Source organism: Acidimicrobiales bacterium (genome assembly GCA_035316325.1).
Taxonomy (GTDB): Bacteria; Actinomycetota; Acidimicrobiia; order Acidimicrobiales; family VFJN01; genus DASXTK01.
The window spans coordinates 1-25,379 of the sequence record DATHJB010000150.1 but is presented as its reverse complement, the minus strand read 5'-3'; the positions used below and the strand labels follow the sequence as shown (position 1 = coordinate 25,379).

The 25,379-nt window shown below is 72.6% G+C and carries 22 protein-coding genes; 19 read left to right on the top strand and 3 right to left on the bottom strand.

Annotated features, from left to right (window positions below; translation table 11 throughout):
• From VK611_19850 to VK611_19810, 9 genes are all read left to right on the top strand, one after another.
• The coding region (locus tag VK611_19850) for an ABC transporter substrate-binding protein (GenBank protein ID HMG43594.1) at positions 1-1,243 on the top strand (1,243 nt) is incomplete at its 5' end.
• Positions 1,222-1,974 (top strand): hypothetical protein, encoded by a 753-nt coding sequence (locus VK611_19845; GenBank protein HMG43593.1) that lies wholly within the window; start codon positions 1,222-1,224, stop codon positions 1,972-1,974. The genes VK611_19850 and VK611_19845, both read left to right, overlap by 22 nt.
• The gene (locus VK611_19840; GenBank protein HMG43592.1) at positions 1,971-3,224 is read left to right on the top strand and encodes a hypothetical protein; all 1,254 of its coding nucleotides are present in this window, start codon (positions 1,971-1,973) and stop codon (positions 3,222-3,224) included. Before VK611_19845 ends, VK611_19840 begins: the two co-directional genes overlap by 4 nt.
• Positions 3,221-4,006, top strand: coding sequence for an enoyl-CoA hydratase-related protein (locus VK611_19835; GenBank protein HMG43591.1), 786 nt, complete (start codon positions 3,221-3,223; stop codon positions 4,004-4,006). The genes VK611_19840 and VK611_19835 overlap by 4 nt, the downstream gene beginning before the upstream one ends.
• A gap of 75 nt (positions 4,007-4,081) precedes the next feature.
• The gene (locus VK611_19830; GenBank protein ID HMG43590.1) at positions 4,082-5,236 is read left to right on the top strand and encodes an acyl-CoA dehydrogenase family protein; all 1,155 of its coding nucleotides are present in this window, start codon (positions 4,082-4,084) and stop codon (positions 5,234-5,236) included.
• Entirely contained in the window at positions 5,233-6,039 is an 807-nt protein-coding gene (locus VK611_19825) for an enoyl-CoA hydratase/isomerase family protein (protein ID HMG43589.1), read from the top strand. Before VK611_19830 ends, VK611_19825 begins: the two co-directional genes overlap by 4 nt.
• Positions 6,018-6,818 (top strand): enoyl-CoA hydratase/isomerase family protein, encoded by an 801-nt coding sequence (locus VK611_19820; GenBank protein ID HMG43588.1) that lies wholly within the window; start codon positions 6,018-6,020, stop codon positions 6,816-6,818. The genes VK611_19825 and VK611_19820 overlap by 22 nt, the downstream gene beginning before the upstream one ends.
• A 16-nt stretch (positions 6,819-6,834) precedes the next feature.
• Positions 6,835-8,001: an acyl-CoA dehydrogenase family protein gene (locus VK611_19815; protein HMG43587.1), complete on the top strand. Its 1,167-nt coding sequence runs from the start codon at positions 6,835-6,837 to the stop codon at positions 7,999-8,001.
• Positions 8,001-8,885 (top strand): acyl-CoA dehydrogenase family protein, encoded by an 885-nt coding sequence (locus VK611_19810; protein HMG43586.1) that lies wholly within the window; start codon positions 8,001-8,003, stop codon positions 8,883-8,885. Before VK611_19815 ends, VK611_19810 begins: the two co-directional genes overlap by 1 nt.
• Here the strand turns inward: VK611_19810 and VK611_19805 are convergent.
• Positions 8,859-10,103 carry a CaiB/BaiF CoA-transferase family protein gene (locus tag VK611_19805; protein HMG43585.1) on the bottom strand — a complete coding sequence of 415 codons (1,245 nt, stop codon included), beginning with the start codon at positions 10,101-10,103 and terminating at the stop codon, positions 8,859-8,861. The two genes, VK611_19810 and VK611_19805, sit on opposite strands and share 27 nt — an antisense overlap.
• A 57-nt stretch (positions 10,104-10,160) precedes the next feature.
• Here VK611_19805 and VK611_19800 point away from each other — a divergent pair, with 57 nt between their 5' ends.
• Positions 10,161-11,252 carry a hypothetical protein gene (locus VK611_19800; protein ID HMG43584.1) on the top strand — a complete coding sequence of 364 codons (1,092 nt, stop codon included), beginning with the start codon at positions 10,161-10,163 and terminating at the stop codon, positions 11,250-11,252.
• 21 nt (positions 11,253-11,273) lie between these two features.
• Positions 11,274-12,899, top strand: coding sequence for an AMP-binding protein (locus VK611_19795; GenBank protein ID HMG43583.1), 1,626 nt, complete (start codon positions 11,274-11,276; stop codon positions 12,897-12,899).
• A 61-nt stretch (positions 12,900-12,960) separates the two neighbouring features.
• Here the strand turns inward: VK611_19795 and VK611_19790 are convergent, their stop codons facing one another.
• The gene (locus tag VK611_19790) at positions 12,961-14,244 is read right to left on the bottom strand and encodes an amidohydrolase family protein (protein ID HMG43582.1); all 1,284 of its coding nucleotides are present in this window, start codon (positions 14,242-14,244) and stop codon (positions 12,961-12,963) included.
• 86 nt (positions 14,245-14,330) lie between these two features.
• Between VK611_19790 and VK611_19785 the strand changes: the two genes are divergently transcribed.
• Genes VK611_19785 through VK611_19760 form a run of 6 tightly spaced genes read left to right on the top strand, consistent with a single transcriptional unit; the run spans position 14,331 to position 23,386 of the window.
• A complete protein-coding gene (locus VK611_19785) occupies positions 14,331-15,809 on the top strand; it encodes a class I adenylate-forming enzyme family protein (protein ID HMG43581.1) in 1,479 nt (492 codons plus the stop codon).
• A gap of 19 nt (positions 15,810-15,828) precedes the next feature.
• Positions 15,829-16,878, top strand: coding sequence for a PHB depolymerase family esterase (locus VK611_19780; protein HMG43580.1), 1,050 nt, complete (start codon positions 15,829-15,831; stop codon positions 16,876-16,878).
• Between the two features lie 54 nt (positions 16,879-16,932).
• Positions 16,933-17,466 carry a MarR family transcriptional regulator gene (locus tag VK611_19775; protein HMG43579.1) on the top strand — a complete coding sequence of 178 codons (534 nt, stop codon included), beginning with the start codon at positions 16,933-16,935 and terminating at the stop codon, positions 17,464-17,466.
• 36 nt (positions 17,467-17,502) lie between these two features.
• A complete protein-coding gene (locus VK611_19770; GenBank protein ID HMG43578.1) occupies positions 17,503-18,366 on the top strand; it encodes a 3-hydroxybutyryl-CoA dehydrogenase in 864 nt (287 codons plus the stop codon).
• 5 nt (positions 18,367-18,371) lie between these two features.
• Positions 18,372-21,632 (top strand): fused isobutyryl-CoA mutase/GTPase IcmF, encoded by a 3,261-nt coding sequence (icmF, locus tag VK611_19765; protein HMG43577.1) that lies wholly within the window; start codon positions 18,372-18,374, stop codon positions 21,630-21,632.
• Positions 21,632-23,386, top strand: coding sequence for an acyl-CoA dehydrogenase (locus VK611_19760; protein HMG43576.1), 1,755 nt, complete (start codon positions 21,632-21,634; stop codon positions 23,384-23,386). Before icmF ends, VK611_19760 begins: the two co-directional genes overlap by 1 nt.
• On the opposite strand, the gene VK611_19755 is transcribed toward VK611_19760, so the two are convergent.
• Positions 23,364-24,257, bottom strand: coding sequence for an NAD(P)-binding domain-containing protein (locus tag VK611_19755; protein HMG43575.1), 894 nt, complete (start codon positions 24,255-24,257; stop codon positions 23,364-23,366). The genes VK611_19760 and VK611_19755 overlap by 23 nt on opposite strands.
• 83 nt (positions 24,258-24,340) lie before the next feature.
• Here VK611_19755 and VK611_19750 point away from each other — a divergent pair, with 83 nt between their 5' ends.
• Together VK611_19750 and VK611_19745 are read left to right on the top strand one after the other, a co-directional pair.
• Positions 24,341-24,712 carry a helix-turn-helix domain-containing protein gene (locus VK611_19750; GenBank protein ID HMG43574.1) on the top strand — a complete coding sequence of 124 codons (372 nt, stop codon included), beginning with the start codon at positions 24,341-24,343 and terminating at the stop codon, positions 24,710-24,712.
• Positions 24,713-24,868: 156 nt separating this feature from the next.
• Positions 24,869-25,379 (top strand): hypothetical protein (locus tag VK611_19745; GenBank protein ID HMG43573.1); only part of this gene is annotated, 511 nt, incomplete at its 3' end.

The following is a 25,379-nucleotide window of genomic DNA, read 5'->3' as shown; positions in this document are numbered from 1 at the left end:
GGTCCGGTTCGGCACCGAGAGCTACCTCACCGGCGATCGCGGCGAGGGCACGACCTGGTACGAGGGCGGCGGCGCACGCGGCGACCGCGCCGTGCAGGGCATCACGACCTACCCGCCCACCCGTGGCGTCCAGACCCAGGGCGACCCGTGGGAGCCGGTGAAGATCGGCGTGCTGGTCGACATGGACCTCGGGCAGCTGCTGGCCGACTGGATCGACCCCACGATCCTCGCCGTCGAGGACGCGCTGAACGAGGGCGTGTACGGCCGCGGCCCGATCGAGCTGGTGGTCGCCGATGCCCGTGGCCTGCCCCGGGAGAACTACCGCAAGGTGCTCGACGGCTACCGCTGGCTGGTCGACCAGGGTTGCGTCGTGGTGCTCGGCCCGCTGATCAGCGACAACTCCCTGGTGCTCCAGGATCTGGCGAACGAGCTGCGGGTGCCCTGCATCGGCTGGACGGGAGCGCACCGCTTCGCCTCCGACTACTGCTTCACGGTCGCCAACGGCGACATCCCCACCGAGGGCGTCATGTGCGCCCAGTGGCTGCGGGCCGCGGGACTCGAGAAGGTCGGCATGTTCTGGGAGCAGGGGTCGTCGGGCCGTGACTACGCCGACTACTTCCGCGACACCGCACTGCAGCTCGGGCTCAAGGTCATGCGGGAGGTGAAGCTGGAGCCGAACCCCCGCGGCCTGAAGGACGACCTCGCCCTCATGCGCGACCTGGGGGTGGAGGGCATCTACTACGGCGGCTACGGCTACGCCACGCTCCACTTCGCCGAGGCGTTCAAGGCGCTCGGCTGGGACCCGCCCCGGGTGATGGGCACCGCCTTCATGTTCTATTCGAACTCCAACCAGTGGGCCGAGGGCCTGGAGGGCTGGCACGGCGTCGACCAGCTGGGCGAGGACGGCACCAACCCGAACTACAACGCCATGGTGCAGCGGTTCGAGCAGCGCTTCGGTCGGACCACCCGCAACGTCGTCGTCGCCCTGGCCTACGACACGGCCCGGGTGGCGATCCACGGCATCGCCAACGCCGCCATCCCGGAGCCCCGCTGGGTGAAGGACGGCCTGGAGCGCATCCGCTGGATGCCCGCGACCAACGGCGGGCCCGGCACCTACATCCAGTTCGGGCCCCACGACCGCAAGGGCTACAAGGGCGACTTCCTCACGATCCGCGAGCTCCGGGGCGGCGAGCTGCGGTTCCACGGCTACCACCGGCCCGAGTGGCCCTCGAACTCCTCGTGACCAAGATCTACATCCACGAGCTCATCGACATCGTGGGGCACAACCGCGCCAAGTACCAGCACCACATGACCGCCAACTGGGTGCCGGTCGCCCAGGAGGAGCGCAACCAGCGGTGCTACGGGGTCTGGTCGACGATCGGCTCGACCGGCCGCTGGCCCGAGGTCGTCAACATGTGGGAGCTCGACGGCTGGGACGGCCTCGTGCACAACTTCGAGGTCGAGACCGGCGGCGGCCGGGACCAGGACCCGTCACTGGCCGAGTGGTGGTCGGTGGCGGCGTCGCTGCGGCGGGGCGGGCTCGACCGGATCCTGGTGCCCGACGCCCACAGCCGGCCCATCGAGGAGCTGTGCGCGGACGGCGTGCGGGGCGCGCTGTACTGCCACGAGATCGTGCAGGTGCCGCCCGGCCGGGCCGGTGACCTGCTCGCCGCGGTGCGGGGCGAGGGCCAGGACGCCTACGAGGGCGAGGGCCTGGAGCTGGTCGGCGCGTTCCGGACGGCGCTCCGGGCCGACGACGAGTGCATCCTCCTGTGGGCCTGCCCCAGCTGGAAGGCCTGGGGCGACTTCGAGCAGGCGTGGTACGCCGACGGGGAGCTGGGCGGGTGGAGCAGGGCGCTGGTCGACTTCGGCGCCGCCTGGCAGCGGACCGTGCTGGTCGACAGCGAGCTGTCGCCCCTGCGCATCGGCCGCCAGCCCGCGGCGTCGGACCGCCGACCGTTGGAGGACCTGTGACGACGACGACGACCGATGGCACGATCACCGACGAGGGCATCGCCCGGCTGCGGGCCCGCATCGGGGTGGCCGAGCCGCACCCGATGCCGCCGCACTACGCCCTGCCGACCACCGACACGTTCCGGCACGTGGCCGAGGCCTACGGCGATGACAACCCGCTGTGGTGCGACCCGGCCTACGCCGAGGGGACCGTGTGGGGCGCGCCGATCGCCCCGCCGCCGCTGGTCGGGGGCGACACGCTGATCGGCGACGACGAGGTCACCGGGCTCGACGCCGACACCCGGGCGCTGCTCAAGGGCGACCCGCTGCGCGGCGTCCACGCCTTCTACGCCGCCTCGGCCCGCGAGTGGTGGGCGCCGTTGCGGCCCCTGCGACCGGTGGCCCGGCGCAACGCCCTGGTCGCCGTGCTCGACAAGCCCAGCGAGTTCGCCGAGCGGGCCGTGCACGAGTGGACCGGGCAGGTGTTCCGGGAGGTCGACGGGCCGGTGCTGTCGGCCCAGTACCGGCTGATGGTCCGCACGGAGCGCACCAAGGCCCGGGAGCGCAAGAAGTACGACGACGTGGCGCTCGCCTCGTACACCGACGAGGAGATCGACGCGATCGAGGCGCAGTACGCGGGCGAGGGTCCGCGGGGGAGCACCCCGAGGCTCTGGGAGGACGTGGCGGAGGGCGACGAGGTCGGCCCGCTGGTGAAGGGGCCGCTCACGGTCACCGACATGATCTGCTGGCACGTCGGCATGGGCATGGGCCTCTACGGCGTGAAGGCGCTGCGCCTGGCCGCCGCCAACCGGCGCCGCATCCCGCGCTTCTTCCACCGCGACGAGCAGAACGTCCCGGACGTGATGCAGCGGGTGCACTGGGACCCCGAGTTCGCCAAGCGGTCGGGCAACCCGACCACCTTCGACTACGGGCGCATGCGCGAGACGTGGCTGATCCACCTGTGCACCGACTGGATGGGTGACGACGCCTGGCTGTGGAAGCTCGACTGCGAGTTCCGCAGCTTCAACTACGTCGGCGACACCCAGTGGGTGCGCGGGACCGTGGTCCGGAAGTACCTGGCCGAGGGCGGGCGGCCGGCGGTCGACCTCGACCTCTCGTGCGCCAACCAGCGGGACCAGGTGACGACGCCGGGGCACGCCACCGTGCTGCTGCCGTCACGGGAGCACGGTCCGGTCCGGCTGCCCGACCCGCCCGCCGCCGACCTGCAGGGCGCGCTCGACGAGATCGCGGCCCGTTGGGAGGACCGATGACGGTCGTCGTCTCACGGGACGAGGGCGTGCTGCGCCTGCACCTCGACAAGCCGGCGAAGCGCAACGCCCTCGACGACGAGATGGTCGCCACGCTGATCGACGAGGTCGACGCCGCCGGCCGCGACGAGGCCGTGCGCAGCATCCTCGTCACCGCCGAGGGCGACCACTTCTGCAGCGGGTTCGACATCGTCGCCCGCAACGCCGAGGAGGCGCGGCCCCGGATCGGGTCGATCCAGCGCCGGCTCCCGTCGCAGGCCCATCGCCTGATCCCGGTGCTGTGCACCACCCAGGTGCCGGTCGTGGTGGCGGCACGGGGCTGGGTCGCCGGCATCGGCCTGCACCTCGCCGCCGCGGCCGACTTCCCGGTGCTCGCCGACGACGCCCGGGTGTGGGAGCCGTTCAGCGAGCGGGGGTTCACGGTCGACAGCGGGGGCAGCTGGCTGCTGCCGCGGCTCGTCGGCCTGCAGCGGGCCCGGGAGCTGCTGCTGCTGGGCACGGCGATCGACGGCACCACCGCCGTGGAGTGGGGCCTGGGGCACCGGGCCGTCCCGGCGGCCGAGGTCGACGCGGAGGCCGAAGCCCTGGCCCGCCGGCTGGCCGAAGGTCCCACCGTGGCGCTGGGGCTCACGAAGTGGCTCCTGCACACCTCCGCCGAGCACACCCTCGACCAGCACCTCCGCGACGAGGCCTTCGCCATGGAGCTGTCCAGCCGCAGCGAGGACTTCAAGGAGGGCCTCAAGGCCTTCGTCGAGAAGCGCGACCCCGGGTTCACGGGCCGATGACGGCGACGACGGCGAAATGTGCACCGGAACGCACGGAAACCGTGCGTTTTCGTGCACATTTCGGAGGGGCGGCCGGTGAACCCCGGTGACGCCCGCGCCTGGGTCGAGGACCACGTCCCCGAGGTGTGGCGGCAGGCGGCCGCCGCGGGCCGCCCGCTGCGGGAGGTCCGCACATTCGCCGAGTACGAGGCCTGGTACCCGACCTTCGCCGCCTCCGGGCTCGTCGTGCCGACGTGGCCGAAGGAGTACGGCGGGCTCGACCTGCCGCCGGACACGGCCCGGGCGATCGAGGCGGTCCTGGCGCCGTACGGCCTTGGGCGCCTCAACCCGCTGGGGCTCAACCTCTGCGCTCCGGCGCTGTTCGCCCACGGGACCGAGGAGCAGCGGCTCCGGTTCCTGCCCCGCATCGTCGACAACACCGAGCGGTGGTGCCAGCTCTTCAGCGAGCCGGGCGCCGGCTCCGACCTCGCCTCGCTGGCGATGCGCGCCGAGCGCGACGGCGACGAGTGGGTGCTCACCGGCCAGAAGGTGTGGACGACGTGGGCGCACGTGTCGGACTGGGGCGTCTGCCTGGCCCGCACCGACCCCGACGCCCCCAAGCGGAAGGGCATCACCTACTTCCTGGTCGACCTCCACGCACCCGGCGTCGACGTCCGGCCGCTGCGCCACATCACCGGTGAGGTCGACTTCAACGAGGTGTTCCTCGACGCCGTCCACGTGCCCGACGCCCACCGGGTCGGCGCCGAGGGCGAGGGCTGGAAGGTGGCGGGGGCCACGCTGTCGGGGGAGCGGCAGATGGTGTCCGGGGCCGGCTCGGGCGGCGTCGACCGCATCGGCGGCTCGGGCGCCGACACCCTCCTGCAGGCCCGGATCGAAGACCCGGTGCTGCGCCAGCGGGTCGTGGGCCTGTGGGCCGAGGAGCGGATCCGGGCGTGGACGAACCGGCGGCTCCGGGGTGGGCCGCTGACGTCACTGGGCAAGGTCCACCAGGGCGACCTCAACCAGCGCATCCAGCTGGCCGCCTGCGACCGGTTGGGCGCCGCCGCGCTGGCCTGGGAGGGTGACGGCCTGCCACGGGAGGTGAAGGGCATGCTGCGCAGCCGGGCCAACACGATCGAGGGCGGCACGACCGAGGTGAACAAGAACGTGGTCGGCGAGCGGGTCCTGGGGCTGCCCCGGGAGCCCGATCCCTTCGCGGGCGCGCCCTGGAAGGAGGTCCCGCGGTCGTGACGGGCAGCTACACGACGCTGGACGTGCGGCGGGAGGGTCACGTCGGCTGGCTGGTGTTCGACCGCCCCGACCGGGGCAACGCCATGGACGCCGCGATGCTGGCCGAGCTGGAGACCGCGTGGCGTGAGCTCGACGACGACCCCGAGGTGCGGGTGATCGTCAACACCGGCAACGGCCCGGCGTTCCAGACGGGCCTCGACGTGGGCCAGCTGGCCCGGGACCCGGAGGCCCTGCGGGAGCAGTCGCGGCGCACCAAGCGGGCCGAGCTGAAGCTCACGGCCTGGCACAACCAGGTGTGGAAGCCCGTGATCGCCGCGGTCAACGGGGTGTGCGCCGGCGGCGGCCTCCACTTCGTGGCCGACGCCGACGTGGTGCTGGCCTCGTCCGACGCGACCTTCCTCGACCCCCACGTGTCGATCGGCCAGGTCACCGCCTACGAGGCCGTCGCCCTGGTGCGGAAGTCGCCGATGGAGGCGATCGTGCGGATGGCGTTCATGGGCCGCCACGAGCGGATCACCGCCGAGCGGGCCCGCCAGCTCGGCATCCTCTCGGAGGTGGTCGAGACGCCGGAGCGACTGCGGGAGCGGGCCCAGGAGCTGGCCGACGCGATCGCCCGCAACAGCCCCGCCGCCATGGCGGCGACCAAGCGAGCGCTGTGGGGCGCCCTCGAGGTCGGTCTCACCGAGGGATGCCGTCGCGGGGCACGGGAGCTGGTGGCGATGTGGGGCCACCCCGACCAGACCGAGGGCCCTCTGGCATGGGCCGAGAGGAGGGAGCCCCGGTGGGCGACTACCAACACCTGATCGTCGAGCGCCACGGGCCGGTGGGGTGGCTGATCAACAACCGGCCCGACCAGCTCAACGCCATGAACGCCCGGATGCGCGACGAGTTCGCCGACGCCTGGAAGGAGCTCGACGCCGACCCCGAGGTGCGGGTCATCGTCCACACCGGCAACGGCCGGGCCTTCCAGACCGGCGTCGACGTGGCGGAGATCGCCGGCGACGGCGTGGGCATGCAGCGCTACCGGCAGAGCATGGAGGACTTCGACATCCACTTCACCGCCTGGCACCAGGAGGTGTGGAAGCCGGTGATCACCGCGGTGAACGGGATCTGCGCCGGCGGCGGGTTCCACTGGGTGGCCGACGCCGACATCGTGATCTGTGCCGCCGACTCCCAGTTCTTCGACCCGCACGTCTCGGTCGGGCAGGTCGTCTCGATCGAGGCGATCGGGCTCATGCGCAAGATGCCCGTCGAGGCCGTGATGCGCATGGCGTTCGTCGGCCGCCACGAGCGCATGTCGGCGGAGCGGGCCTACGAGCTGGGGATGGTCAGCGAGGTGGTCGACCCGCCCGAGCAGCTGCGGGAGCGGGCCCAGGAGCTGGGCGAGACCATCGCCCGCAACAGCCCGGCGGCGATGGCGGCGACCAAACGGGCGCTGTGGGGTGCGCTGGAGCTCGGCCTCACCGACGCCTGCCGGGCCGGCGCCCAGGAGCTGGTGTCCATGTGGGGCCACCCCGACCAGGCCGAGGGCCCCGCCGCCTTCGCCGAGAAGCGCGCACCCAACTGGGAGCCGCCGTCATGACCCTGGGAGGTGCCGTGTGAACCTGGCCGACACGGTGGAGGAGGCCGCGTTCCGGGCGGAGCTGCGGGAGTGGCTGGGGGAGGTGCTCCCCAAGCTGCCGTCGCCGCCGCCGCACGACGACTGGCCGGCCCAGCGGGCCTACGACCTGGGCTGGCAGCGCACGCTGTTCGACGCCGGGTACGCCGGCATCTCGTGGCCGGCCGAGCACGGCGGGCGGGGCGCCACGCCCACCGAGGAGCTGATCTTCCTGGAGGAGACCGAGCGGGCCGGGGCGCCCTACGTGGGCTGCGCCTTCGTCGGCACCCTGCACGCCGGGCCGACCATCGCCGCCGAGGGGTCCGACGAGCAGCGGGCCCGCTACCTGCCCGGCATCCTGCGGGGCGACCGGGCGTGGTGCCAGGGCTTCAGCGAGCCCGACGCCGGCTCCGACCTGGCGTCGCTGGCCACCCGGGCAGTGCGCGACGGCGACCACTACGTGGTGTCGGGTCACAAGATGTGGACCTCGCACGCCCACGTCGCCGACCACTGCGAGCTGCTGGTCCGCACCGACCCGGAGGCGCCCAAGCACCGGGGCATCTCGTGGGTGGTGATGGACATGGACAGCCCGGGCATCGAGCTGCAGCCGCTGCGGACGCTCACCGGGGTCAGCGAGTTCAACGAGATGTTCCTCGACGAGGTCCGCATCCCGGTCGCCAACCGGGTGGGTGCCGAGAACGACGGCTGGCGCGTCGCCATGGTCACGTTCTCCTTCGAGCGGGGGACGGCCTTCGTGTCGGAGCTGCTGGGGTCGATGCGCCTGGTGGACGACCTGCGGGCGCTGGCTGGGCCGGCCGACGCCACGGTGCAGCGGGAGCTGGCCGTGGTCACCGCCGAGCTGGACGCCCAGTGGGCGCTGACCAAGCGGAACGTGTCGAAGGCGGCCCGCGACGGTGGGGTCGGGGTGGGCGGCTCGGTGTTCAAGCTGGCGTACCACCGGACCCGCGTCCGGCTGGGCGACCTGGCCATGCGGGTGCTGGGGCGGGCCGGCCTGGCCATGGACGACCCGCTCGGGCTCTCCCCGGCCGGGCTCGACCACGTGGAGCAGCGCCTCTACGCCCTGTCGCTGTCGATCGCCGCCGGCACCGAGCAGATCCAGCGCAACATCGTGGGGGAGCGCCTGCTCGGCCTCCCGAAGGAGCGTTGATGGACCTCGAACTGAGCGAGGACCAGGTGGCCCTGGTGGGGGAGCTGCGGCGGTTCCTCGCCGCCCGGGTCGAGACGCCGACGCTGGCGACGCCGGAGCTGTGGGACGAGCTGGAGGCGATGGGTGTCCTGACCCTGCCGGTGCCGGAGGCCGCCGGCGGTGTCGGGCTGGGCTGGGCGGAGGCGGCGCTGGCCTTCCAGGAGCTGGGCCGCTCGGGCCTCGCCGGCCCCTTCGTCTCGACGGCCGCCGCCACCGCTGTCGGACTCGCCGAGGGCGTGACCGGCCTGATCCCCGACGGGGTTCCCGTGGTCGTGGAGCACCTCGACCGGCTCGACTCGCTGCTGGTCCTGTCCGCCGATGGGGTCCACCGCGTGCCCGTGCCCAGCGGCCGGCCGGTCGAGCGACCGCTCGACCCGCTCACCCCGGTCCACGTGGTCGACCACCTGCCGCCGGGCGACCTGGTGGGTGACAGCACGATCGGCCGGCACGCCGCGCTGCTGGCGGCGGCGCAGCAGGTCGGCCTCGGCTACGCCGCGCTCGACCGGGCCACCACCTACGCCGGCGAGCGCCACCAGTTCGGCCGCCCGATCGGGTCGTTCCAGGCCGTGAAGCACCTGCTGGCCGACGCTGTCGTGGGCCTGGAGGTGGCCCGGGCCGCGGTCGACGCCGCCGCGGTCACCGCCGACGAGGACGGCGACGTCGACCGGGCCGTCACCTCGGCGCGGATCGTCGCCTCCGAGGCCGCGGCGACGGCTGCCCGCAACTCCATCCAGGTGCACGGCGGCATGGGCTACACGTGGGAGCTGCCGGTCCACCTCTACCTGAAGCGCATCCTGGTGCTCGACCAGGTGGTGGGCTCAGCCGACGACGCCGTCGGCCCGTAGCTTCGCGATCTCGTCGGGGTCGAGGCCCAGCTCCTGGTCCAGAACCTCGTCGGTGTGCTCGCCGAGCCACGGCATCCGAGTCTCCGGCCCCTGGGCGACGCCGCTGATCTTCACCGGGTTCCCCGGCACCAGCACCGGCTGCTCGACGCCGTCGGTCCGCGGCACCTCCACGAGCATGTCGCGGCCGGCGTGGTGGGGGTCCGTCACCACCTCGTGGTCGGTGAAGCACGGCCCGGCGGTGAGGCCGGCGCGGCCCAGCTCGTCGCACACCTCCAGCCGGGTCCGGCCCGCGGCCCACCCCTCGATCGCCGGGCGCAGCAGGTCCTCGAGGTGCGCCACCCAGCCCTCCCGGGTCGCCAGGCGCGCGTCCTCCAGCAGGTCGGGCCGCCCGACCATCTCCAGCAGCGTGCGGAACTGGGGCTCCCGGCCCACCTGCAGCACGAACCACCCGTCCGACGCCCGGAAGCCGTCGAAGATCACCGCCGGGCGTTGGCCGCCCCCGAGGCCCAGCGACCAGTAGTTGGCGACGATGTCGGTCATCGCCACCACGGCGTCGAGCATCGCCACGTCGACGCGCTGGGGCTGCCCGGTGCGGTCCCGCTGCCGGAGCGCGGTCAGCACCCCGATCGTGCCGAAGAGGGCGGCGCCGATGTCACCCAGGGCCCCGACCGGGGCCACCACGGGCGGCTGGCCGTCGAGGCGCGCCCGCTCGTAGATCCCGGACATCGCCTCGATGATCGGGGCGTACGCGGGCCAGGCCTTGTAGGGCGAGTCGCCCTCGTTGCCGAACCCGGACACCGACAGGTAGACGACCGTCGGGTGCACGGCGACCACGTCGTCCCAGCCGATGCCGAGGCGGTCGGCGCCGCCGGCCTTGAAGTTCTCGCCGAACACGTCGAAGCGGGGCGCCATCCCGAGGACCAGCTCGCGTCCCCGGGGGCTCTTGAGGTCGACGGAGATGCTGCGCTTGCCCAGGTTGTTGCGCAGGAACGTGGCGCCCACCGGGCGGCCGTCCGGGTCGGCCATGGCGGGCGTCGAGCTGCGGCCGAGGTCGCCGAGACCGGGCGACTCCACCTTCACCACCTCGGCGCCGAACCGGCCCAGGAGCTGGGTCGCGAACGGCAGGGCCTGCATCTGCTCGATGGCGAGGATGCGTACGCCGTCGAGGGGCTTGCCCTCGTTCAGCGCCGCTGCGTTGGCGACGTCACCGAGCTCCACGTGATATGAACGTACAGCGAAATGAACCACCGTTCAAAGTTGGAAGGAAGGAGTCGGGTGAGGAGCCTCCGGTCGTGGCGCGTCGACGCCGTCTACGGCGAGCCCCTCGACGGGATCGCCGTCGTCGAGGTGCCCGCCGACCTGGCACCGCTGCTGGCCGAGGCCCACCGGCGGCTGCGGGGACGCCCGGCGGGGATCCACGCGGGCGACGGCGCGGTGGTCGAGGTCGGTGACGCGCCGGGCCCCGGCTGGGTCGACCCGCCCGACGAGGTGGTCGCCGCGCTCGAGTCGGCGTCGCACCCCGTGGTCCTGGCCGGGCCGGGGGTGGTGCTCGACGGGGCCGTGCCGGGGCTGCACGCCCTCGTGTCGTCAGGGAGCCTCGGGGTGCTCAACACCTGGGGCGCCAAGGGGATCTTCGACTGGCGCAGCCGGCACCACCTGGCCACGGTCGGCCTCCAGCAGCTCGACTTCGCGCGGGGCGGGCTGGCCGACGCCGACCTGATCGTCGCCACCGGCGTGGACGAGCGCGAGGCCCGGGCCGACTGGCGCCTGGCCCCCGTCGTCGAGGTGGCGCCGGGATCGCTGGGCCCACTGGCCGAGCGGTGGGGCCGGGCCCGGACCGACATCGTCGTGCCACCGCTGCGGGCCGACCTCGCCCGGATCACCCAGGCCGGCTGGGCGGCGGCGACGCGACCACTCCCGCCGACCCGGGTCACCCGCCACTACGGCGAGGTGCTGGGAGGAGGTGGGCTCGTGGCCGCCGACCCCGGCGTCGCCGGCTACTGGGTCGCCCGCACCTTCGCCACCACCGGCCTGGGCGGCGCGCAGGTGCCGGCCGACCCGGCCGCCACGGGCTTCGCCGTCGCCTGCGTGATCGTCGCCGGGCTGTACGACCCGGGCCGCGCCGTGCTCGCGGTGGTGGACGACCTCGGCGAGGTGCACGAGCGGCTGCTGGAGGTGGCCGGCCGGCTCGGCGTGCCGGTGCCGGTGGAGGTGTGGAGCGCCGACGGCGAGGCACTCGACGCCGACGCCCACCGGCGTCGCCTGGAGCACCTGGTGGCCACCGGCGGCTGGAGCTCGGTCGCCACCGATGCCCGCCAGCTGGACGAGATGGTCGCCGTCGCCGGCCCGATCGTCGCCTGGACCTGAGAAGAGAAGAGGGGAAGTCGCGTGTCCGAAGAAGTGTGGATCAGCGGGGAGCAGGAGACGGCCGTCGACCTGCTGCGGCGGCGTCTCGAGGCGGACCCCGACCGCGAGTACCTCGACGTCTGCGGCACCAAGAGCTCGGCGGCCGACGTCGAGTGGGCGGCGACGCGCATCAGCGCCGCGCTGGCGGCCTTCGGCGTCGAGCCGGGCGACCGCGTGGCCACCTTCATCGAGAACTCCTCCGAGGCGATGCTCGCCTGGTGGGGGATCGTGGTCGGCGGCTTCGTGGCGGTGCCGATCAACACTGCCTACAAGGGCGACTACCTGCGCCACCAGCTGGTCGACTCCGGGGCCCGCGTGCTGGTCGTGGAGGCCGACCTGGTGGACCGGGCGGCCCGCATCGTCGACGACGTCCCGTCGCTGGAGCACCTGGTGGTCATCGGCGACGCCAGGCCCGACGGTCGCACGCCCGTCCACGCCTGGGACGAGCTGCTGGCCGCCGACCCGGCCCCGATGGCGTCGGTCCGGCCCGCGGACCTGGCCACGTTCGTCTACACCGGCGGCACCACCGGTCCGTCGAAGGGCTGCATGCTCAGCCACAGCTACCACGGCTCGCTGGCGCGGCAGGTCGGGGTGTGCTGGCGGCGCACGGCCGACGACGTGGTGTGGACCCCGCTGCCGCTGTTCCACTTCAACGCCATCGTCACGGCGGTGCTCGGCCCCCTCGTGTACGGGGGTCGGTCCGCCATCTACCGCCGGTTCTCGGTGTCGAACTTCTGGCCCGAGATGAACCGGGTGGGCGCCACCGTCACCTCGACCCTGGGCACGATGGCCTACCTGCTGGCCAACGACATCGACCGCCCCGAGCAGCCCCGTTCCGGCACTCCCGAGGCCAACACCACCCTGCGGCTGATCGGCGCCGCGCCGCTGCCGGTGCAGATCGACCGCACGATCCGCGACCGCTTCGGCGTGGCCACGTTCTCCGGCGCCTACGGGGTGACCGAGGCGTCGCTGATCTCGTGGCAGCCGCCCGGCGTCGAGAACCGACCCGACGCCGCCGGCGTGGTCAACGACGAGTACTTCGACGTCCGCATCTTCGACGACGACGACAACGAGCTGCCCCGCGGCACCGACGGCGAGATCGTGGTGCGGCCCAAGCGGCCCCAGACGATGTTCGAGGGCTACTGGGGCATGCCCGAGGCGACCGTGGCGACGTCGCGCAACTGGTGGTACCACACCGGCGACATCGGTCGGATCGACGAGGACGGCTTCCTGTACTTCGTCGACCGCAAGGCCGACTACCTGCGCCGGCGGGGCGAGAACATCTCGTCGTTCGAGGTGGAGCGCACGCTGATGCGCCACCCGGCGCTGGCCGACGTCGCCGTCCACGCCGTCCCGTCGCAGCTCACCGAGGACGACCTCAAGATCACCGCCACCCCGAGGGAAGGCGCGGCGGTGACCGAGGAGGAGCTGTTCCGCTGGTGCATCGACGAGCTGCCCTACTTCGCCCTGCCCCGCTACATCGAGCTACGGGCCGAGCTGCCCCGGTCGCCCGTCGGCCGGGTGCTCAAGCGGGACCTGCGCGACGAGTCCCCGACCGACGCCTGGTGGGACGCCGAGAAGTCGGGGATCGCCTACGACCGCCGCTGACAGTGAGGGTGGATCTGTCTTCGCTCAGCCCGGCATAGCCGGCTGAGCGAAGACAGAACGGTCAGGCGGTGGCCCGGCGGTTGATGGTGGCGAGGTCGACGCCCTTGCCGGTGTGCTCGAAGCGGCCCTGGTCGAACGACCGGATCGACACGTCGTGGCCGGCGGCCTTCGTCCGCAGAGCGGCGACGGTGGCCTCTTCCCGGGGCACGTGGACGAAGGGGTCGTAGGAGTACCAGCGCATGGCGTTCTCGTAGGTGATCTTGGCCAGCTCGTCGTCGGGCACGTCGGCCGCCGCTTTGTCCAGCTCCTCGGGGCCGTGGGGCCACGACGAGTCGGAGTGCGGGTAGTCCTGCTCCCACGAGATGTTGTCGATCCCGATCCTGTGGCGGAGCTCCAGGCCGACGGGGTCGGAGATGAAGCAGGTGAGGAAGTGGTCGCGGAACACCTCGCTCGGCAGCCTCCCGCCGAAGTCCTGCCCGGTCCAGAGGTGGTGCATGTCGTAGGTGCGGTCGAGCCGGTCGAGGAAGTAGGGGATCCAGCCGGTGCCGCCTTCGGACAGGGCGATCTTGATACCGGGGAACTCCTTGATCACCCGCGACCAGATCAGGTCGGCGGCGGCGGAGCAGATGTTCATCGGCTGGAGCGTGATCAGCACGTCCATCGGGGCGTCGGCGGCGGTGAAGGTCAGCTTCCCCGAGGAGCCGAGGTGGATCGACATCACGACGCCCTCGTCGGCCAGCGCCTGCCACAGCGGGTCCCAGTGGTCGGAGTGGAACGACGGGTAGCCGAGTGTGGCGGGGTTCTCGGTGAAGGTCAGCGAGTGCACCCCCTTCTGCGCGAGGCGGCGCACCTCGGCGGCGGCGAGCTCCGGGTCCCACAGGACGGGGAGGCCCATGGGGATGAACCGGCCCGGTGCGGCGCCGCACCACTCGTCGACGTGCCAGTCGTTGTAGGCCCGGAGGACGGCGAGGGCGAGGTCCTTGTCGTCGGCGGCGGCGAAGAGCCGCCCGGAGAACCCGGGGAACGAGGGGAAGCACATCGACCCGAGCACCCCGCCCGCGTCCATGTCCTTGATGCGCTCGGCGACGTCCCAGCAGCCGGGGCGCATCTCGTCGAAGGCGGTGGGCTCGACGCCGTACTCCCTCTTGGGGCGCCCGGCGACGGCGTTCAGGCCGATGTTGGGGATCTCCGACCCGTTGAACACCCACACGTCGCTGCCGTCGTCCTTGCGGACCACCTTGGGCGCCTGGTCGCGGTAGCGGTCCGGGATGTGCCCGTCGAACAGCGTGGGCGGCTCGACGAGGTGGTCGTCGACGCTCACCATGATCATGTCGTCCGGTCGCATGGCAGCTCCCCTTTCGTCGCCCGAGGCGGGCGCGTGTAGATTGAACCACAGTTCCGATGAACTGAACAGCGAACCAGGGAGAACGGATGACGCTGGCCGGCCTGCTCTTCGACGGGGACGAGGATGGGTCGTCGCTGCTGGTCCACGCCGGGGGAGCGGCCCACTCGCTCGCCGCGGTGCGGGAGCGGGCCGCCGACCTGGCGACGGTGCTCGCGGGCGCCGCTGTCGGCGTGACCGCCGGCGCTCCCGTCGGGGTGCTGCTGCCGAACGGCGCCGACCTGGTCGCAGCCCTGTTCGCCGTGTGGCGGGCGGGCGGCGTGTACGTGCCGCTGAACCCCCGGCTCGGCACCACCGACCTGGCCCACGCCCTCGACGTGACCGAGCCGGCGGCGATCGTCACCACCGCCGCGCAGGCCCACCGCTTCGACGGCCCGCCCGTCGTCGTCCTCGGCACCTCGGGTGGGACGATCGAGGTGCGCCCCGGCACCCCCGGCACCCGGCGGTTCGACGCCGCCACGGCGCTGGTGCAGTTCACGTCCGGCACCACCGGGCGGCCGAAGGCCGTGCTGCTGGAGCACGCCGGGGTGCTCGCCCTGCTCGACAACGTGGTGGCCACGCTGCGCACGGGTGGCCGGTCGACCAAGCCGCCGATGCCGAACCTCGTGCCGGTCTCGCTCTCGCTGTGGGCCGGCATCTACCAGGTGCTCTTCGCCCGCCGGGTGGGAGCGCCGCTGGTGCTGATGGACGGCTTCGAGCCGGTCGAGTTCGCCGCCCTCGTCGCCCGCTTCGAGATCCGCTCGACCGTGCTGCCGCCGGCGGCGATGGCGATGCTCAACGACGACGAGCGGGTGACCACCCTGGCGCCGCTCCGCTACGTGCGGAGCATCACCGCGCCGCTGTCGCCCCTGCAGGCGCGCCGGTTCCGCGACCGCTTCGGGCTCATCGTGTTGAACTGCTACGGGCAGACCGAGATCGGCGGGGAGATCGTCGGGTGGAGCGCCGCCGACGCCAAGGCCCACGGCGACGACAAGCTCGGCGCGGTCGGGCGCCCGCACGCCGAGGTCGAGGTCCGCTCCGACCCCGCCACCGGCGAGCTGCAGGTGCGCACCCCGGCGGTGGCGTCGGGCTACGCCGGCGGCGGCGACCTCGCCGACCGGCTCACCCCCGACGGCTGGTTCCGCACCGGCGACGTCGGGCGCATCGACGACGAGGGCTTCGTCTGGATCGACGGGAGGATCGGCGAGATGATCAATCGCGGCGGGCTCAAGGTGTTCCCCCAGGAGGTGGAGGAGGTGCTCCGGCTCGCGCCCGACGTGGCCGACGCCGCCGTGGTCGGCGTGCCCGACGACCGGCTGGGCGAGGTGCCGTGGGCTTTCGTCGTGCCCTCGGAGGCCGCCGGCGACCTCGGCGTCGACGTCGACCGGGACCGGCTGGCGACCGTGTGCCGCCAGCACCTCGTGCCCTACAAGATCCCCGTGCGCTACGAGGTCGTCGCAGCGCTGCCCCGCAACGAGGTCGGCAAGGTCCTCGCCCGCGAGCTCGTCGCCCGGGCAGCGGCCCGGTGAACGTGTGATGCTGGGAGCCATGGGGAGACGCTGGGGGGCGGTCGTCATGGCCGCGGTGTTGGTCGCCGGTTGCTCGGGCAACGACGACGGTGACGACAGTGGCAGCCGGGCCGACGAGGAGCAGGCGCCGGCCGAGAGCGCGGCGTCCGTGGAGCCGTCGCCGTCGGCAGGGTGTGAGGGGCCGGCGACGACGCAGTCCGACCTCGTCGAGTCCACGATGGAGGTGCGCGCGGTGGCGCGGCGGTTCCTGCTGTCGGCGCCGGCGTGGGAGGCCGGCGGTGAGCCGCGGCCGCTCGTGGTCGACTTCCACGGGCTCGCCGAGGGCGCCGACGTCCACGCCCAGATGTCCCAGCTCGGCCCGCTGGGCGTGGAGGAGGGCTTCGTCACGGTGTTCCCGCACGGCACCGGGCAGCCCGTGGCCTGGAACACGGGCACCGACGTCGAGGCGAACGACGACCTCGCCTACGTGGCTGCGGTGCTCGACCAGGTGGAGGCGGAGCAGTGCGTCGACCTCACCCGGGTGTACGCCACGGGCCTGTCCAACGGGGCGATGATGACCTCCACGGTGGCCTGCACCATGGCCGATCGGTTCGCCGCCGTCGCCCCCGTCGCCGGCATCATGCTGCCGGACCCGTGCGAGCCGGGCCGGCCCGTCCCCGTGCTGACCTTCCACGGCACGGCCGACCCGATCCTGCTGTTCAACGGCGGCGTGAACACCGCGGCGCTCGGCGACGCTCTGGGCGGCGACACCTCGGCCACCACGACGACGGTGGCCCCCGACCTCGACGGCGAGGGCTACCCCGCCACGGTCCGGGGGTGGGCGAGCCTGAACGGCTGCGACGAGGAGGCTCACGACGAGCAGGTGAGCGAAGAGGTGATCCGTCGCACCTACGACTGCCCGGACGACGGCCCGGTCGTCTTCTACATCGTCGAGGGCGGCGGCCACTCGTGGCCCTCCAGCGAGTTCAGCGACTCGATCGCGCAGGTCGTCGGCCCCACCACCTTCGACGTCGACGCCACCCAGGAGATCTGGACCTTCTTCCAGGACTTCCGCCTACCCCCGGAGTGAGCCCGGCGGGGCTCGTCGCCGGTCGGGTCGGTGGCGGGTCGGTACGCTCGGCGGATGGTCGCCGGGAAGCCGCTCGCGTTCGACCCCATCGAGGAGGCGCGGCGGCAGTGGGATGGGCACGGGTGGGACGACGCGTCCGCCGGGATGGCCATGGTCACGTCGGTCATGCGGGTGCACCAGGTGCTGATCGGCCGGGTCGACCGGGCGCTCGCCGGGCTGAACCTCAGCTTCGCCCGCTACGAGGTGCTGATGCTGCTGCTCTTCAGCCGGCGGGGCGCCCTGCCGTTGGGGAAGGTGGGTGCCCGCCTGCAGGTGCACCCGGCCAGCATCACCAACGTGGTCAACCGGCTGGAGGCCGACGGGCTGCTGCGGCGCCGGCCCCATCCGTCCGACGGCCGCACCACCCTCGCCGAGATCAGCGCCGAGGGCCGGCGCGTCGCCCAGCGGGCCACCGACGCCCTGAACGCCGAGGTGTTCGAGGCGACCGGGCTCACCACCCGCCAGCTCGACCAGCTCTTCGGCCTGCTCCGTCGCCTCCGGGTGGGCGAGGGCGACTTCGCCGAGGGCGAGAATAGTTTGATGCCATAGTTTCCAGAGCTTGGACTTCAAAGTAATGTCGTGGTCATGAGTGAAACTGCGATCGGTGTGGTGGGGTGCGGGTTGATGGGGTCCGGCATCGCCGAGGTGGCCGCCCGGGCGGGCTGCGACGTGGTGGTGGTCGAGGCCGACGACGCTGCGGCCAAGCGGGGTCGGGCCCGGATCGAGGCGTCGCTGGCCACCGCCGTCGACCGGGGGAAGCTGGCGCCCGAGCAGCGGGAGGACGCCCTCCGGCGCATCGACGTGACCGCCGAGTTCGACGCCCTGGCCGACCGCGAGCTGGTGGTCGAGGCCGTGGTCGAGTCGGCGCCCGCCAAGGTGTCAGTGTTCGACCGGCTCGACAAGGTCGTCGAGTCGCCCGACGCGGTGCTGGCGTCGAACACCTCGTCGATCCCGATCATGAAGCTGGCCATGGCCACCCGGCGCCCCGAGTCGGTGACCGGCCTCCACTTCTTCAACCCCGTGCCGGTGCTCAAGCTGGTGGAGCTGGTGCCGTCCCTGCTCACCAGCGAGCCCACCATCGAGCGGTCCGAGCGCTTCGCCACCGACGTGCTGGGCAAGCGGGTCATCCGCTCGCAGGACCGGGCTGGGTTCGTGGTCAACGCCCTGCTCATCCCGTACCTGCTCTCGGCGATCCGGATGCTGGAGTCGGGCTTCGCCACCGCCGAGGACATCGACGCCGGCATGGTCGAGGGTTGCGCCCACCCCATGGGCCCGCTGCACCTGACCGACCTGATCGGCCTCGACACCACGATGGCGGTGGCCGAGTCGCTCTACGAGGAGTTCAAGGAGCAGCTCTACGCCGCGCCGCCGCTGCTGTCGCGCATGGTCGATGCCGGGCTGCTCGGCCGGAAGGCGGGTAGGGGCTTCTACGAGTACAAGCGGAGCTGAGCGCCATGACCCTCCTCGACGATCGCCCCCAGGGCGCCGCAGCGCTGCACCGCGCCGCCCACCCCGTGCGGGTGGTCACCGCCGCCAGCCTGTTCGACGGCCACGACGCCTCCATCAACATCGTCCGCCGCCTGCTGCAGGGCCAGGGCGCCGAGGTGATCCACCTGGGCCACAACCGCTCGGTCGACGAGGTGGTCCGGGCGATCGTGCAGGAGGACGTGCAGGCGGTGGCGGTCAGCTCCTACCAGGGCGGCCACGTCGAGTACTTCCACTACCTGCTCGACCGGCTGAAGGAGGAGGGCCGCGGCGACGTGCGGGTGTTCGGCGGCGGCGGGGGCGTGATCGTCCCCGAGGAGATCGCCGAGCTGCACGCCGCGGGTGTCGCCCGCATCTTCTCGCCGGGCGACGGCCAGCGGCTGGGGCTGGCGCTGATGGTCAACCAGATCGTGGCCGAGGGCGACGTCGACCTGGCGGCGGGCGGCGCACTGCCGGCGTTCGACAGCCTGGCCGACGGGGCCGGGGGAGAACCGCAGCTGGCCCGCTCCCTCACCGGCCTGGAGACGGGCGCCTACCCCGAGGCCGACCTGCACACCCTGCGCTCCCTGGCCAGCGCCACCACCGTGCCCGTGGTGGGCATCACCGGCACCGGCGGGTCGGGCAAGTCGTCGCTCACCGACGAGCTGGTGCGACGCTTCCGACTCGACCGCGACGACGCCCTCCGCATGGCGGTGATCGCCATCGACCCCACCCGGCGCCGGGGCGGCGGGGCCCTGCTGGGTGACCGCATCCGCATGAACTCGCTCGACGGCCCCAACGTGTACTTCCGCTCCGTCGCGACCCGGCGGGCCGGGCAGGTGGTGCCGGAGGCGCTCGACGACATGATCGCCGCCTGCAAGGTGGCCGGCTACGAGCTGGTGATCATCGAGACGCCGGGCATCGGCCAGGGCGACGCGGCCGTCATCGACCACGTCGACTGGTCGCTCTACGCCATGACCGCCGAGTTCGGGGCGCCCAGCCAGCTCGAGAAGATCGACATGCTCGACTTCGCGGACGCCGTCGCCATCAACAAGTTCGACCGCCGCGGCGCCGAGGACGCCCTGCGGGAGGTGCGGCGCCAGATCCGCCGCAACCGGGGCGATCTCACCGTCGAGCTCGACGACCTGCCGGTGTTCGGCACGGTGGCGTCGCGCTTCGACGACGACGGCGTGACCGCGCTCTACCAGCACATGGCCTCAGAGCTGGCGGCGTTCGGGCTGCCACCTGCGGGCGGCGGCCTCCTCCCCCAGGTCGCCACCCGCACGTCCTCGCGTCGCGACGCCCTCGTGCCGCCCGACCGGATCCGCTACCTGGCGGAGATCAGCGGCGCCGTGCACGCTTACCACGAGGTGACCGAGGCCCAGGTTGCGGCTGCAAGGGCGAGTCAACATGTCGAGACGACGCTTCGTCTCCTCGCCGCCCAGGCCAACTCTGCAGGCTCAGCTGGTGGGGACGAGGCAGTCGACGCCGTTGCTCGGCTGTCGGTCAGCGTCGATGAGGCCGTGTCCGCCGATACCCGACAGCTGCTCGACGACTGGCCCGCCACCCGTGAGGCGTACAGCGGGGAGGAGCACCCCGGTGGAGCGGCGTTGAAGCGCCGGTCGCTGTCGGGCCTCGACGTGCCCCGGGTCGCGCTCCCGAGGGACGGCGACGACGGCGAGCTGCTGCGCTGGCTGCGGTCGGAGAACCTGCCCGGGCGCTTCCCGTTCACCGCCGGCGTCTTCCCCTTCAAGCGCGACGGCGAGGAGCCGGCCCGCATGTTCGCCGGCGAGGGCGACCCCTTCCGCACCAACCGGCGCTTCCACATGCTCTCGGAGGGCCAGCCCGCCACCCGGCTCTCCACGGCGTTCGACTCCGTGACCCTCTACGGCTTCGACCCCGCCGAGCGGCCGGACATCTACGGCAAGGTCGGCAACTCCGGCGTGTCGATCGCCACCCTCGACGACATGAAGGTGCTCTACGACGGGTTCGACCTGTGCGACCCGTCCACCTCGGTGTCGATGACCATCAACGGGCCGGCGCCCACGATCCTGGCCATGTTCCTCAACACGGCGATCGACCAGCACCCCGAGCTCGACCCGGCCGAGGTGCTGCGCCGGGTGCGGGGGACCGTGCAGGCCGACATCCTCAAGGAGGACCAGGGCCAGAACACCTGCATCTTCTCCACCGACTTCTCGCTGGGTGTCATGGCCGACATCCAGGAGTGGTTCATCGCCCACCAGGTGCAGAACTTCTACTCGGTGTCGATCTCCGGCTACCACATCGCCGAAGCCGGCGCGAACCCCATCAGCCAGCTGGCCTTCACGCTCTCCAACGCCTTCACCTACGTGGAGTCGTACCTGGCCCGGGGCATGGACGTCGACGACTTCGCCCCGAACCTCTCCTTCTTCTTCTCCAACGGCATGGACCCCGAGTACTCGGTGCTCGGGCGGGTCGCCCGGCGCATCTGGGCCGTCGCCATGCGGGAGCGCTACGGCGCCAACGGGCGGTCGCAGAAGCTGAAGTACCACGTGCAGACGTCGGGCCGGTCCTTGCACGCCCAGGAGATGGCGTTCAACGACATCCGGACCACGCTCCAGGCGCTGATCGCCCTCTACGACAACTGCAACAGCCTCCACACCAACGCCTACAACGAGGCCGTCACCACCCCCACCGAGGAGTCGGTGCGGCGGGCGCTGGCCATCCAGCTGGTGATCAACCGGGAGTGGGGGCTGTCGATGAACGAGAACCCCAACCAGGGGTCGTTCGTGATCGAGCAGCTCACCGACCTGGTGGAGGAGGCGGTGCTGGTGGAGTTCGAGCGGATCTCCGAGCGGGGCGGTGTCCTCGGGGCGATGGAGACCGGCTACCAGCGGGGCCGCATCCAGGACGAGTCGATGCTCTACGAGCAGCGCAAGCACGACGGGTCGCTGCCGCTGGTGGGGGTGAACACGTTCCTGCCGCCGGAGGGGCTGGCCGACTCCGACGGCTCGGGTTCCGGCTCCGAGGGCGAACCGCTCGAGCTGGCCCGGTCGACCGACGAGGAGAAGCAGCGCCAGCTGCAGCGACTCGCCGACTTCCAGGCCCGCCACGCCGAGGAGCGGCCTGCGGCCCTGGCCCGGTTGCGGGACGCGGCGCTGGCCGGGGAGAACGTCTTCGCCGTGCTCATGGACGCCGTGCGGGTGTGCAGCCTCGGCGAGATCACCCAGACCCTCTTCGCGGTCGGCGGGCGCTACCGCCGCAACGTCTGATGGCCGACTACGTGCCGCCGGTCGACGACATCGTCGAGGCCCTGTCGATCGTGGGGCTCGACGAGCTCGCCTCGTTGGACGCCTACTCGGGAACCGGGGCCGACTCCGCCACCGTGCGCGAGCTGCTGGAGGCGTTCGGGCGGTTCGCCGTCGACGTGCTGGTCCCCACCGACCGCGTCGGCGACCGGGAGGGCGCCCGCTTCGACCCCGCCACCGGCGCCGTGACGCTGCCCGAGGTGTTCGGCAAGGCCTACCGGTCGTTCGTGGAGGGCGGCTGGGGCGCTCTGGCCTTCCCCGAGGCCCACGGCGGCGGGGGCATGCCCCGGCTGGTGGGCACGGCCATGCAGGAGATCCTGACCTCCGCCAACATGGCCCTCTCGCTCAACCCGATCCTCACCCAGAGCGCCATCGAGCTGCTGGTGCGCTGGGGCACCCGGTCGCAGCAGGACCGCTACCTGCCCCGGCTGGTCAGCGGCGAGTGGACCGGCACCATGAACCTCACCGAGCCCGACGCCGGGTCCGACCTGGGGGCGATCCGCACCACCGCCGTGCCCTCGCCGCCGGGTGACGGGGGCGGGGGCGGCGGCTGGCGGGTGAGCGGCACCAAGATCTTCATCACCTGGGGCGAGCACGACCTGGCCGACAACATCGTCCACCTCGTGCTGGCCCGCACTCCCGATGCGCCGCCGGGGACCAAGGGCATCTCGCTGTTCCTGGTGCCCCGGGTGCTGCCCGACGGGGGCCGCAACGCGGTGTCCTGCGTGGCGCTGGAGCACAAGCTGGGCATCCACGCCTCGCCGACGTGCGTCATGTCGTTCGACGGCGCCGAGGCCGAGCTGGTGGGGGAGCGCCACGGCGGCATGCCGGCGATGTTCACGATGATGAACGCCGCCCGGCTGGCCATCGCCGTGCAGGGCCTGGCCGTCGGTGAGGTGGCGGGGCAGCAGGCGCTGGCCTTCGCCCGGGAGCGCCACCAGGGCCGGGCGCCGGGTGCAACGGCCGGCACGTCGTCGCCGATCGTCGAGCACCCCGACGTCGCCCGGATGCTGCTCGACATCCGGTCGTCCACCCGGGCGATGCGCCTCCTGCTGTTCCTGACCGCCCAGCAGACCGGGTTGGCGCAGCACGGGCGCACCGCGGCGGTGCGGGCCGCGGCCCAGGCCCGGGTCGACCTGCTCACCCCGATCGGCAAGGCCTGGTCCACCGACACCGGGTTCCGGCTGGCCTCCGAAGCTGTGCAGGTGCACGGCGGGATGGGCTACGTGGAGGAGACCGGCATCGCCCAGCGACTCCGCGACAGCCGCATCGCCCCGATCTACGAGGGCACCAACGGCATCCAGGCGATCGACCTCGTGACCCGCAAGGTGGTCCGCGACGGGGGTCTGGCGATGGGCGCGCTCCTTGCCGACATCGGCGCCACCGTCGGCGACGCCGCGTCGGCCGGTCCGACGGCCCGGGCGGCCGCAGCGCTGGGCGAGGCCGTCCAGGCGCTGCGCTCGGCCACCGAGTGGCTGGTCGCCCGCACCGACCCGGCCGACGTCCTCGCCGGCGCCACCGCCTACACCGAGCTGTGCGGCATCACCGTCGGCGGCTGGCTGCTCGTCCGCCGCGCCCTGGTCACCGGAGCCGACGAGGCGCTGGTCGACGCCGAGGTCTTCGCCGTCGAGTCGCTCACGTCGGCCCCGGGGCTGGCGCACCGATCGACGGCCGGCTCCGCCCACCTCGTCGCGCTTATACAGGGAGGGGCTGCCTGATCGACTCGATCAGGCTGGTGTAGCCGTCGTCGCCGTGGCCGTCGGCGACCCGGCGGTCGGCGAGGGTGCTGATCGCGGCGAGGATCCCGGCGTCGACGCCGACCTCCTCCTGCACCCGGACGAGCATCTGCAGCGCCCCCGCGTTCAGCCCGAGGGACGAGGGGATCCGGTCGGGGTAGGTCCCGCGATCGACGTCGAAGGCGACCTCGGCCCCGTCCTCGCCCGTGACCACGTTCTCGAACCACGCCTGGGCGTAGGGCAGGAAGTCCGCCGCGCTCACGTCGCCGGCGCCGACCACCGCGAACGCCTGCAGCCAGCCGGTCATGGTGGCGTAGAGCAGGCTGAGCAGGCCGGCGTCGTAGAGCGCGGGCAACCCGGCGTCGGCGCCGAGGTGCGGGCTGTTGCCGGCCAGCGTGGCGAGCGTGGCGCGGTGCCGGTCGTAGGCCGCCTCCGAGCCGCCGTAGAGGATCATCGCCTCCGGCCGGCCGACCTGCGCCGGGACGGCCATGATCACGCCGTCGAGGTAGTCGGCGCCGTGCTCGGCGGCCCAGCCCGCCAGCTCGCGGGCCTCACCGGGCGTGCCGGTGGTGAGGTTGACGACCGTGCGGCCGGCGAGCCGGTCGGCGACCGGGCCGAGGACGTCCTGCACACCGGCGTTGTCGAGGATGCAGACCACGACGACGTCGCTCGCCTCGACCGCCTCGGCCAGGGTGCCCGCCGCGGTGGCACCGCGGTCGACCAGCGCGTCGGCCCGGCCGGGCGTGCGGTTCCAGACGGTGACCGGGTACCCGGCGTCGAGCCAGGTCGTCGCGCACGCCCGGCCCATCGCTCCGAGACCGGCCATCGTCAGGTGGGGGAGTTGCTTGCTCATGGCCGCATGGTCGGGCCGACACGGCCATTTGGTCAAGTACCTACTTTTCTGTCATATACAGACGATTTGGTTAGTATTGGAACGTGACGACATACGGGTACACATGCGGGCTCGATGCGGCGGTCGACGTCATCGGCGGCAAGTGGAAGCCGCTGATCCTGTGGGCGCTGCACGTCGACACCCGCCGGTTCGGTGAGCTGCGCCGCGACGTGCCAGGCATCAGCGAGAAGATGCTGATCCGGCAGCTGCGCGAGATGGAGGCCGTCGGGATCGTGCACCGGGAGATGTACCGCGAGGTGCCGCCCCGGGTGGAGTACTCGCTCACCGAGTTCGGCCGGTCGCTCAACGCCGCGCTGGTGCCGCTCAGCGAGTGGGGCGAGCAGCACATGGACCGCATCGGCCTGGCGCGCCAGTGCGAGCACGACGGGGCCGCTCCGGAGCCGGCGCTCGACTGAGAGGCCGAGGCTCAGGCGTCGGACGTCTCATGAGACTCCCGTGAGAATCCTCTTATCCCGATCGGGATGAGAGGGAACTCACCGACGGCTCATCGGAGGCTCATGTCGGCCGCCGATCTTTGTCGTGCACGGTCCAACGACGAAAGGAACTGCACGATGACAACGGTGCTTCGACGACTGCTGGCCGGACTGGCCGCCGCCCTCCTGGCGGGGGTGGGCCTGGCGTTCGCGACCTCGTGGTCGCCCACGACCGTCGGCCTCGTGTCCGCCGTCTCGGCGGATGACGACGACGGTGGCGGCGACGACGATGGTGGCGATGACGACGACGGTGGCCAGGTGCCCGCCGGTGGCGTCCAGACCGGGCTCGGCGGTGCCGCCGGTGACGACGATGACGATGGCGGCGGCGACGACGATGGTGGTGGCGATGACGACGGTGGCCAGGTGCCGGCCGGCGGTGTCCAGACCGGGCTCGGTGGTGCTGCCGGTGACGATGACGACGACGGCGGCGGCGATGACGACGGTGGCGGTGACGACGACGGTGGGCAGGTGCCGGCCGGTGGCGTCCAGACCGGGTTCGGCGGGACCGCCGAGTCGTGGACCGGCGAGACGGTGAGCAACGAGCGCTCCGGTGGCGGCGACGTCGCCTCGACGCTGGTGCCGGTCGCCG